We start from the raw sequence: 9412 nt of genomic DNA, 5'->3' as shown, positions 1-9412 counted from the left end.
GCGATGGCAACCGCCGCCGTCAGCGTCATGAGCAGCATCGGAATCACGATCGCCAGCGTGGCGCGCCCCGCCAGAACCGAACGGCGGGTCAGCGTTTCCCCCACCTGCACCAGCGCCGCACCGCTTGCGCTGGTGCCCTTGAGTGAAAGCGCGAATGCCGCCACCCGGACTTTCGCGCCATCCTTGACGCCGTCGTAGACGATCAGCTGGCCGGGTTTGAGCAGCTTTCGCGCGGGAAGACGCGGCATATCCCGCTCCCCCTCGATGACCCGTCCGTCCGGGCCGGTGATGCTGTGAAACAACAGGTCTTCCTGGTCGAACACCAGCAATTCGCGCGCGGCGACCGGCAAATCCACCTGTACCCGGCCATGCAGCACCTCAACCCGATCTGCAAGCGCGAAGGTTCGCCGCATCAGCGAGCGATCGAACGCCGCATTGATGAAATACTGGCTGGAAAAATAGGCAATGGCCCACAGCAGAATGAACAGCGGCAACATCATCGCCAGCATGCGGATGATCAGTTGCCGCCGCAGGCTTTGCCGCTTTTCCCGATTCAACGCTCGGCCTCCAGCAGATAGCCGAGGCCGCGCAAAGTGCGGATCGCCACGCCGGAGCCTTCCAGCTTGCGGCGCAAGCGATGGATGTAGACCTCCACCGCATTCTCCCCCACGCCGTCATCCCAGCCGGTCAGGCGGTCTGCGATGGCCTCTTTGGCCGTGACGCGCCCGGCATGATGGAGCAGGATCTCAAGCACTTCCACCTCGCGTGCGGACAACACCAGCGGCGCCTCGCCAATGCAGGCCTGCCGATTGACACTGTCGAAACTCAGGCGCCCGATGCGTATCAGGGTATCGGCCACGCCATGCGCCCTGCGCAGCAGGGCGCGCAATCGCGCAAGCAATTCATCCAGAGCAAACGGCTTGAGCAGGTAATCATCGGCGCCGGCATCCAGCCCCCGCACCCTGTCCTCCACCGTATCGCGTGCAGTCAGAATCATCACCGGCAGGGTCGCGCCACGTTTCCGCAAGTTGCGCAGCACCTGCAGCCCCTCGCGCCGTGGCAGCCCCAGATCGAGCAGTATGGCGTCGTAGGCATACCCCGCCAGCGCGTTTTCCGCCTGCACGCCATCCCGGCTCCAGTCGACCGCAAAACCCGCCTGCCGGGTTGCCAGCATGACCGCCTCGCCCAGGGTTGGATCGTCTTCCACAAGCAGGATTTTCATGCCAAAAGTCTGACACAAAGCGTGCCCATCGCACACGAAATGCTCATCAAAAATACCCGCCCGAGCCGGCTTTCGTAAGGTTCCTGTAAGCGTGGCGCCGCATAGTGGCCGGCATGCAGTTGCAATCCGCGATTGCATGGCAACCTACACTTGACCACACAGGAGAAAATGATGAGCAAACTGATGTCTTCCCTGGTCGCCGCAGCTATTGCCGGCGCGTTCAGCATGTCCGCTATCGCAGCCGACACGGCCGCGTCCCCCGCTGCCGGCGCCAGCTCCGCGGCCGAGAAACCCGCCGCCGCCCCCAAGAAGGCCCATAAAGCCAAAAAACACGTTGCCAAGGCCGCAGCGAAAAAGTCTGATGCTGCCGCCATGCCTGCCGAGCCCGCCAAGAAATAATCCTTCCGGGCCGCAGCGAACCGCGCTCTCGGGCGCGGTTTTTTTATGCCGGAGCGTCACCGCGCCACACTGCGGGCTCGCGCGAAGGCATGCGTCCCATCCTACAGAGCCGCCGTTGGGATCCCCGATCTCGCTGAGGCCGGGCGCATCGCGGCTGTCCGCACGAGCGATCGCGCGGCAAGCCCCTTTATCCGAAACCCGGCAGATCCCGTCCATCCAGCCCGAAACGCATCACGGGCGGAAGCTCGGTGGCAGCCTTAGTAAGGTTCGTGTAAGCATGGCGCTGCATAGTGGCGGCATGCAGTTGCAGCCTGCGATTGCATGGCACCCTACTTGATCACACTGGAGAAATTGATGAGCAAACTGATGTCTTCCCTGGTCGCCGTGGCTATTGCCGGCGCGTTCAGCATGTCCGCCGTCGCTGCCGACGCCCCCGCCGCCGGCGCCGCGCCTGCGGCTGATATGCACGCTGCCGCACCCAAGAAGGCCGAAGAAGCCAAGAAGCACGCTGCCAAGGCCGAAGCGAAGAAGTCTGACGCTGCTGCCATGCCTGCCGTACCCGCCAAGAAGTAATTCTTCACGGCTGCAAAAAACCGCGCTCTCGGGCGCGGTTTTTTTATGCCGAATTATCGAGAAACGATTGCCACCAGCGTTTGCGCTGGCCTGTCACCACTCCGCGCATTTCGAGTTCGCGCGGCGGCATGCGGCTCATCAGCCAGCCCGGCAGGATCGACGATTTGGTCGCGCTCGATCCACACGAACTGCCGAGATGATTGGGATCGTAGATCTTGATGAAGCTGGGCGTATCCAGATTGTCCGCGTAAACGATCGCGCAGTAATCTTCGTGATGCTCGCGCCGCAGCAGTTCATCCAGTTCGCGCATGAACTGCTGCACCTTGTCGGCAGCAGCTGGCGCCTGCGGCACCTGCTGGCCTACCGCATAGAGATACCAGCCGGCCCCGGCATCCACTTTTTGCCAAAATGCCGTCAACTGATCCCAGCGCATCACGCTGTACAGCAGCCCATTGTAATAACGGTCGAACTCGTCGGTATCTGCCATGGCGCGGATCAGCTTGTGAATCGGAAATAACCTGACAACCCGGTACGCCAGGCTTACTTGGCGACCTGGCGCTCGCGGATTTCCTCGAGCGTCTTGCAATCGATGCACAGGGTGGCGGTCGGCCGCGCCTGCAGGCGCTCCAGGCCGATCTCGACGCCGCAGGACTCGCAGTAGCCGTAATCGCCGCTGTCGATCTTGGCGACGGTCTCGTTGATTTTCTTGATCAGCTTGCGCTCCCTGTCCCGATTGCGCAGTTCCAGCGCCATGTCCGATTCCTGGGTGGCGCGATCGTTGGGATCGGCGAAGACGGTCTGCTCGTCCTGCATGGAATGCAGGGTGGTGTCGATGTCCTGCGACAACTCGGCTTTCCAGGACTCGAGCATTTTGCGAAAATGCGCGAGCTGCTTTTCGTTCATGTATTCTTCGCCTTTTTTGGCCTTGTAAGGCTCAAAGCGCGTCAAAGTTTCAGCCATCTCGTTCCCTTTGAAAATTTCGGTTCATCCAGGGAAAAACCCAACCCGACTTAATAACAGAATCATTTAACTGCCGCAACCCATATGACCTTACACGCCCTACTCTTCGACGTTGACGGCACGCTTGCCGACACCGAACGCGACGGCCACCGTCCTGCCTTCAATCAAGCGTTCAAGGATGCCGGTCTCGACTGGCACTGGGACGTCGCCCTCTACGGCAAACTGCTCGCCGTGACAGGCGGCAAGGAGCGGATGAAACACTATATCGACCACTATCGGCCGGACTATAGAAAGCCGGACAATTTCGACGCAATGGTGGCCGATCTGCATCAGGCCAAAACCCGGCATTACGCGACGCTCGCCGCGCGCGGCGGCATTCCGATGCGGCCCGGGGTCAAGCGTCTGCTGGTCGAAGCGCGTGCCGCCGGACTGCGGCTGGCGATCGCCACCACCACCACTCCGGAAAACGTCACCGTGCTGCTGGAACACAGCCTGGGTGCCGGCACGCCGGACTGGTTCGAGGTGATCGCCGCAGGCGATATCGTTCCGGCGAAGAAACCCGCGCCCGACATCTATCACTACGCATTGCAGAAAATGGGACTCGGCGCGGCCGACTGCCTGGCCTTCGAGGATTCGGAGAATGGCCTGCGCGCGAGCCTGGGCGCCGGCCTGAAAACGCTCATCACGGTCAACGACTACACGCTGGACCACGACTTCAGCGGCGCCGCCGTGGTGCTGTCCGACCTCGGCGACCCCGACGCGCCCAACCGGCGGCTTGCCGGCGCCGATCTCGACCAGCCGTTCGTCGACGTGGCTTATTTACGGGCGCTGCATCGCGGCTGAACCAACAACAGGATTCAGGGGCCTGAACTCAGGGAATGAGCGCCCCTAACCCCTGACCCCTGACCCCTGACCCCTGACCCCTAGGGATTGTGCATCAGCGCGGCTTCGAGCGTGTTTTCGAGCAGGGTCGCCACGGTCATCGGGCCGACGCCACCGGGTACCGGAGTGATCCAGCTGGCGCGTTCCGCAGCGGAATCGAAATCGACGTCGCCGACCAGTTTGCCATCGGGCAGCCGGTTGATGCCGACGTCGATCACGATCGCCCCCTCGCGCACCCACTCGCCCGGGATCATGCGCGGCTTGCCCACCCCCACCACCAGGATTTCCGCCGAGCGCACGAAGCTTTCCAGATCGCGCGTGGCACTGTGGCAGACGGTGATGGTGCAGCCGGCCAGCAGTAGTTCCAGGCTCATCGGCCGGCCGACGATGTTGGAGGCGCCGACCATCACCGCATTCTTGCCGCGCAGTTCCTCGTTGGTCGCGCGCAGCAACGTCATGATGCCGCGCGGCGTGGAGGGCCGCAGCGTCGGCATCTTCACCGCCAAGCGGCCGATGTTGTAGGGATGGAAGCCGTCGACATCCTTGTCCGGGCGGATGCGCTCGATCACCGTCTCGGCTTCGATGTGCGCGGGCAGCGGCAGCTGCACCAGGATACCGTCGATGGCCGGGTCGGCGTTGAGTTGGTCGATCAACGCCAGCAATTGATCCTGTGTTGCGGCAGACGGCAGATCGTGCGAGATGCTGGCCACGCCGGCCCGCTCGCAGGCGCGCTTCTTGTTGCGCACGTACACCGCCGAAGCGGCATCGTCGCCGACCAGCACGACCGCCAGGCCGGGACGGCGCTTGCCTTGTGCTTCGCGTTCGGCCACCTTGTCGTGGACCACTGCGAGGATGGTATCGGCCATGGCCTTGCCGTCGAGAATGCGTGCGCTCATTAGGACAACCCTGAAGCAAAAGGGTGATTTTCCCGGAAATCACCCTCCATACTCAAGTGGAAATTGACCCGGCCGATTCGCCGCGGTATAGTCTCGCCTCTCCGAAATGCGCCTTGAAGCGCCGACAGGATTTCGGGGTGTAGCGCAGCCCGGTAGCGCGCCTGCTTTGGGAGCAGGATGTCGGAGGTTCGAATCCTCTCACCCCGACCACCCCTATCCGACAAGTAAGAGATCGCGCCCGAGATAGTGAGTCTCTGCCCGTAGCTCAACTGGATAGAGCACCAGCCTTCTAAGCTGGGGGTTACAGGTTCGATTCCTGTCGGGCAGGCCAAGGTTTTCGTTGCCAGCATGCTGGCGACACCAATGGTGGATGTAGCTCAGTTGGTAGAGTCCAGGATTGTGATTCCTGTTGTCGTGGGTTCGAGTCCCATCATCCACCCCACCTTATTCGATTAGAAGCCGCTACAAAGCCCGCGCCAGCGGGCTTTGTCTTGTGCGCCGCCCGCCCCCCGCGATGCCCGCCCTTATTCGCGGATCTCGCCGCCGACATACAGCCAGCGCCCGTCCAGCCGCTCGAAACGGCTCACTTCGTGCAGCTTGAACGCACGGCCATTGAGCTTGTAGCGCGCAATGAATTCCACCTCGGCATGGCTGGCGTCCGACGGCACATGCGCCTTCACTGCCAACCCCAGCCATTGCGGGCGCGGGCTGGCATCGAGTTCCAGCGCCGCTGGGCGGGTAGCGGCATGCCAGGTAGCCAGGAGATAGGGCTCCAGGCCATGCACATAGGCGCTGTAGCGCGAGCGCATCAGGGTTTCCGCATCCGGCGCCGGTTCGCCGGCGTGAAAGCGTCCGCAGCAGGCGGCATAGGTATGCCCGGATCCGCAGGCGCAGGCTGGGTCAAGCATCTTCATTTCGCCGGGCAGCGCAGTTTCGGTTTGAGGTACGGCCACACGGCGTCGAGCATACCGGCCTGGGCCTTTTCGTTGGGATGGATGCCATCGGCCTGCATCATGCCCGGCTGCGTGCCGGCCGCACAGACGAAACACGGTACATGCGTGACCGTTTCCGCACGCGCCACCTCGCCGTACAGCTTCGCGACCGCGTCGGCATAGGCCTTGCCGTAATTCGGCAGCACCGGCGCTTCCAGCAACACCACCCATGCGCCGGCCGCCTTGGCCTGGCGCACCAGGCCCAGCAGATTCTTGCGGATTGCCTCGGGCGGCGTGCCGCGCAAGGCGTCGTTGCCGCCCAGTTCGATCAGCACGCCCTGCGGGCGCTGCCGGGCCAGCGCGGGCGCCAGGCGCTGCAGGCCGTTCTGCGTGGTGTCGCCGCTCACGCTGGCATTGATCACGCGCCAGTCCGGCGCGGTTTTTTTCAATCGCGCATCGAGCCGATCCACCCAGCTCGAACCGTTTGCCAGGCCGTATCCGGAACTCAGGCTGTCGCCGACAATCAACAAGGAACACGAGCCCGCCGCTGCCCAGCCTGGCAGCAACAGCAGCAGCAACACCCATACGCGATAATTCATTCACTCATCCTAACCTGGCCCATCTCAATGACGTCTCCAGCCCGCGCCCGGTTCCCCGCTGAGTCGACCCGTTCTCTGCAACCGCCCGGCGTCGTCAGCGCACGCGCCCTGTCGCAGCATGTCGCCACGGCAGACGGCGTGCTCACTATCCTCGACGATGTCGGGCTTGCCGTCAAAGCGGGCGAGACGCTGGCCATCACCGGCGCCTCCGGCTCCGGCAAATCGACCCTGCTGGGCCTGCTGGCGGGACTCGACCGGCCGTCCGCCGGCGAAGTCTTCCTGCTCGGCCAGCGCCTCAACGATCTCGACGAGGACGCCCGCGCCCGCCTGCGCGCCGGCCGCGTAGGCTTCGTGTTCCAGTCGTTCCAGTTGCTGCCTGCGCTGACTGCGCTGGAAAACATCCTGCTGCCGCTGGAACTGGCGGGCCATCCCGCCGCCCGCGAACGCGCCGCCTACTGGCTCGACCGCGTCGGCCTTGCCGCACGCGCGGCGCACACCCCGCGCCAGTTGTCCGGCGGCGAACAACAACGCGTCGCCATCGCGCGCGCCTTCGCCACCGATCCCGAAATCGTGTTTGCCGACGAGCCCACCGGCAACCTCGACGCCGACACCGGCGCGCGCATCATCGAACTGCTGTTCGAGCTCAATGCCTCTGCCGCCACCACCCTGATCCTGGTCACCCACGACGACGCGCTGGCAGCGCGCTGCCAGCGCCGGCTGCATCTGCTCGCGGGGCGCGTCGCATGAACTTCCTGCGCAAGGGTCGCTGCGCGGCAGCGGGGTCCCCGCCGACGTACCCTTTACGGGTGATCCGGCTCGGCCTGTGGCTGCTGCAGCGCGAACGTGCCAGCGGCGAATGGCGCGTGCTGCTGCTGGCGCTGATCATCGGCGTCGGCAGCGTCGCCACCACCGGCTTTCTCGGCGACCGCCTGAAGCGCGCCATGAGCGAACAGGGCGCCAGCTTTCTCGGTGCCGACCTGCTGGTCACCAGCCCGCGCCCGATCGAGACCTGGCCTGTCCTTTCCACCGGGGACAGCGCGCCCGGGGCCGGTTCGCTGGCAACCAGCCAGGCGCTCGAATTTTCCAGCATGGTCACCCGGGGGGAGGTTTTCCAGCTCGCCACCCTGCGCGCAGTCGACGCCGCCTACCCGCTGCGCGGTGCGGTGCGCATCGCTCCGCGCCCTTTCGCCGCAGGCACGCCGCGCCCGGCGCAGCCGCCGGCGGGCGCGATATACGTCGAGCCTTCGCTGCTGCCGCTGCTGTCGGCCAGCGTGGGCGATCGGGTGCAGATCGGCGAAGCGCATTTCCGCATCGCCGGCGTGGTGGCCGAAGAACCGGGACAGCTCGGCGGCGTATTCGGACTTGCCCCCCGCGTATTCATGCGGGCCGACGAAGTCGGACGCACCGGGGTACTGCAGCCCGGCAGCCGCGTCACCTACCTCTACCAGTTTGCGGGCGAGCCCGGGCAGCTCGCGGCTTTCGGCACGGCACTCAAGCCACGGCTCGACAGCACCCAGCGCCTCATCGGTTCGCGCGAAGGCGTCGAAACCCTGCGCGGCGCGTTCGCCAATGCCGACCGCTACATCCAGCTCACCGCGCTCATCAGCCTGCTGCTGTCGGTGGCCGCCATCGCCGTCGCCGCGCACCACCACGCGCTGCGCCACTACGATCAGGCGGCGCTGCTGCGCTGCCTCGGCGCCACCGCTGCGCAGCTGCGCAGCCTCTATGCCGTCCAGCTGCTGGCGCTGGGTCTCCTGGGCAGCATGCTGGGCGTGGCGGTCGGCGCGCTGATGCAGCAGGCGCTGGCGCTGCTGATCCTGCCCGAGGCGGCTACCCGCCTGCCTGCCCTCGGCCTGGCGCCGGTGGGCGCCGCCGTCGCCAGCGGCTTGCTGGCGCTGGCGGGTGCCAGCCTGCCGGCGCTGATGCGCCTGATCCGCGTGCCGCCGCTGCGGGTCTTGCGGCGCGAGCTGCCGCCGCTGCCGGTGGCCGCGTGGGCCAGCGCGGCCGTCAGCGGGTCCGCGCTGCTGTTCCTGATTGCCTGGTATGCGGGCGACGCCAGGCTGGTCGGCGTCTTCGTCGGCGCGCTGGCCGTGCTGGCCGCGGTATTGATCCTGCTGGCCCGGCTGGCGCTGCTGGCCGGGGGCGGCGTCCAGCGCATGGCACACGGCCCGCTGCGCTTCGGTCTCGCGCAGCTGCTGCGCCACCGCTTCGACAGCACGCTGCAGCTCGGCGCCTTCACCCTGGCGCTGTTCCTGGTGGCCTTGCTGGCGCTGGTGCGCAGCGATCTCGTCGCCGGCTGGCGCCAGCAACTGCCGCCGCACACACCCAACTACTTCCTGGTGAACATTGCGCCGCAGCAGCAGCAAGCGGTGGCTGCCTATCTATCGCAGCATCGCCTCCAGGCCTCCGCGCTCTATCCCATGGTGCGCGGCCGCCTGGTCAGCAAGAACGGCGTGCCGATCGCCGACACGCTGCCCGCGGACGCGCGCGACAGCAACACCCTGCGGCGCGAGCTCAATCTCACCTGGACCGCCACCCTGCCGGCCAACAACGCCGTGCTGGACGGACGCTGGCACGGCCAGCGTCGCGCCGCCGAAATCTCGGTCGAATCCGGCATGGCCGAACGGCTGCACCTTGCGGTCGGCGACCTGCTCGGCTTCCAGGTCGGCGACCAGACGCTCGCCGCGCGCATCACCAGCCTGCGCAGCGTGAAGTGGGATTCGATGCAGCCCAACTTCTTCGTGATTTTCGCCCCCGGCCAGCTCGATGCCCTGCCCGCCAGCGCCATTGCCAGCGTCTACGTGCCGCCGCAGGCGACCCGCGTGCTGCCCGGCTTCGTCAAAACCTTCCCCGGCATCACCGTGCTCGCGCTCGACAAGCTCATCGCCAATATCGAAGCCGTGTTTGCCCAGATCATCGGCGCGATTCAGCTGCTGCTGGGTTTCCTGC

12 protein-coding genes and 3 tRNA genes are annotated in these 9412 nt (G+C 65.5%); 8 read left to right on the top strand and 7 right to left on the bottom strand.

Annotated features, from left to right (window positions below):
* Both BGO62_RS07780 and BGO62_RS07775 read right to left on the bottom strand, forming a co-directional pair.
* Positions 1–557, bottom strand: a 557-nt coding sequence (locus BGO62_RS07780; protein ID WP_296640955.1) for a sensor histidine kinase N-terminal domain-containing protein, incomplete at its 3' end; no start/stop codon positions are given.
* Entirely contained in the window at positions 554–1222 is a 669-nt protein-coding gene (locus tag BGO62_RS07775) for a response regulator (protein ID WP_296640953.1), read from the bottom strand. The genes BGO62_RS07780 and BGO62_RS07775, both read right to left, overlap by 4 nt.
* A 171-nt stretch (positions 1223–1393) precedes the next feature.
* On the opposite strand from BGO62_RS07775, the gene BGO62_RS07770 reads away from it, so the two are divergent.
* Both BGO62_RS07770 and BGO62_RS07765 read left to right on the top strand, forming a co-directional pair.
* Positions 1394–1621: a hypothetical protein gene (locus tag BGO62_RS07770; RefSeq protein WP_296640951.1), complete on the top strand. Its 228-nt coding sequence runs from the start codon at positions 1394–1396 to the stop codon at positions 1619–1621.
* Positions 1622–1975: 354 nt separating this feature from the next.
* A complete protein-coding gene (locus tag BGO62_RS07765; RefSeq protein ID WP_296640950.1) occupies positions 1976–2194 on the top strand; it encodes a hypothetical protein in 219 nt (72 codons plus the stop codon).
* A 43-nt stretch (positions 2195–2237) separates the two neighbouring features.
* Here BGO62_RS07765 and BGO62_RS07760 read toward each other — a convergent pair whose 3' ends face one another.
* Positions 2238–2681 carry a hypothetical protein gene (locus tag BGO62_RS07760; protein WP_296640948.1) on the bottom strand — a complete coding sequence of 148 codons (444 nt, stop codon included), beginning with the start codon at positions 2679–2681 and terminating at the stop codon, positions 2238–2240.
* Positions 2682–2734: 53 nt separating this feature from the next.
* Positions 2735–3154 carry an RNA polymerase-binding protein DksA gene (gene dksA, locus BGO62_RS07755; RefSeq protein ID WP_296640947.1) on the bottom strand — a complete coding sequence of 140 codons (420 nt, stop codon included), beginning with the start codon at positions 3152–3154 and terminating at the stop codon, positions 2735–2737.
* 84 nt (positions 3155–3238) lie between these two features.
* On the opposite strand from dksA, the gene BGO62_RS07750 reads away from it, so the two are divergent.
* Entirely contained in the window at positions 3239–3997 is a 759-nt protein-coding gene (locus BGO62_RS07750; RefSeq protein WP_296640946.1) for an HAD family hydrolase, read from the top strand.
* An 80-nt stretch (positions 3998–4077) separates the two neighbouring features.
* Here the strand turns inward: BGO62_RS07750 and folD are convergent, their stop codons facing one another.
* Positions 4078–4932: a bifunctional methylenetetrahydrofolate dehydrogenase/methenyltetrahydrofolate cyclohydrolase FolD gene (gene folD / locus BGO62_RS07745; protein ID WP_296640944.1), complete on the bottom strand. Its 855-nt coding sequence runs from the start codon at positions 4930–4932 to the stop codon at positions 4078–4080.
* Positions 4933–5065: 133 nt separating this feature from the next.
* Between folD and BGO62_RS07740 the strand changes: the two genes are divergently transcribed.
* The 3 genes from BGO62_RS07740 (at position 5066) to BGO62_RS07730 (ending at position 5374) form a co-directional block, all read left to right on the top strand.
* Positions 5066–5142, top strand: a tRNA-Pro gene (locus BGO62_RS07740).
* Positions 5143–5186: 44 nt separating this feature from the next.
* Positions 5187–5263, top strand: a tRNA-Arg gene (locus BGO62_RS07735).
* Between the two features lie 35 nt (positions 5264–5298).
* Positions 5299–5374: transfer RNA gene (locus BGO62_RS07730), tRNA-His, on the top strand.
* Between the two features lie 82 nt (positions 5375–5456).
* On the opposite strand, the gene BGO62_RS07725 is transcribed toward BGO62_RS07730, so the two are convergent.
* Together BGO62_RS07725 and BGO62_RS07720 are read right to left on the bottom strand one after the other, a co-directional pair.
* A complete protein-coding gene (locus BGO62_RS07725) occupies positions 5457–5846 on the bottom strand; it encodes a YchJ family metal-binding protein (protein ID WP_296640941.1) in 390 nt (129 codons plus the stop codon).
* Positions 5843–6463 (bottom strand): arylesterase, encoded by a 621-nt coding sequence (locus tag BGO62_RS07720; protein WP_296640938.1) that lies wholly within the window; start codon positions 6461–6463, stop codon positions 5843–5845. The genes BGO62_RS07725 and BGO62_RS07720 overlap by 4 nt, the downstream gene beginning before the upstream one ends.
* A gap of 27 nt (positions 6464–6490) precedes the next feature.
* Here BGO62_RS07720 and BGO62_RS07715 point away from each other — a divergent pair, with 27 nt between their 5' ends.
* Positions 6491–7210, top strand: coding sequence for an ATP-binding cassette domain-containing protein (locus BGO62_RS07715; RefSeq protein ID WP_296640935.1), 720 nt, complete (start codon positions 6491–6493; stop codon positions 7208–7210).
* A partial coding sequence (locus BGO62_RS07710) for an ABC transporter permease (protein ID WP_296640932.1) occupies positions 7207–9412 on the top strand: 2206 nt, incomplete at its 3' end. The genes BGO62_RS07715 and BGO62_RS07710, both read left to right, overlap by 4 nt.

The sequence above is a fragment of the Thiobacillus sp. 65-1402 genome, from assembly GCF_001897685.1.
Taxonomy (GTDB): domain Bacteria; phylum Pseudomonadota; class Gammaproteobacteria; order Burkholderiales; family Thiobacillaceae; genus Thiobacillus.
This window is presented reverse-complemented; position numbering and strand designations above follow the sequence as displayed.

What these genes read in the sequence shown, in the direction of transcription:
- BGO62_RS07765 (WP_296640950.1), top strand. Translation starts at nt 1,976, where the DNA reads ATGAGCAAACTGATGTCTTCCCTGGTCGCCGTGGCTATTGCCGGCGCG.
- dksA (WP_296640947.1), bottom strand. Translation starts at nt 3,154, where the DNA reads ATGGCTGAAACTTTGACGCGCTTTGAGCCTTACAAGGCCAAAAAAGGC.
- BGO62_RS07720 (WP_296640938.1), bottom strand. Translation starts at nt 6,463, where the DNA reads ATGAATTATCGCGTATGGGTGTTGCTGCTGCTGTTGCTGCCAGGCTGG.
- BGO62_RS07770 (WP_296640951.1), top strand. Translation starts at nt 1,394, where the DNA reads ATGAGCAAACTGATGTCTTCCCTGGTCGCCGCAGCTATTGCCGGCGCG.
- BGO62_RS07775 (WP_296640953.1), bottom strand. Translation starts at nt 1,222, where the DNA reads ATGAAAATCCTGCTTGTGGAAGACGATCCAACCCTGGGCGAGGCGGTC.
- BGO62_RS07715 (WP_296640935.1), top strand. Translation starts at nt 6,491, where the DNA reads ATGACGTCTCCAGCCCGCGCCCGGTTCCCCGCTGAGTCGACCCGTTCT.
- BGO62_RS07750 (WP_296640946.1), top strand. Translation starts at nt 3,239, where the DNA reads ATGACCTTACACGCCCTACTCTTCGACGTTGACGGCACGCTTGCCGAC.
- BGO62_RS07760 (WP_296640948.1), bottom strand. Translation starts at nt 2,681, where the DNA reads ATGGCAGATACCGACGAGTTCGACCGTTATTACAATGGGCTGCTGTAC.
- BGO62_RS07725 (WP_296640941.1), bottom strand. Translation starts at nt 5,846, where the DNA reads ATGAAGATGCTTGACCCAGCCTGCGCCTGCGGATCCGGGCATACCTAT.
- folD (WP_296640944.1), bottom strand. Translation starts at nt 4,932, where the DNA reads ATGAGCGCACGCATTCTCGACGGCAAGGCCATGGCCGATACCATCCTC.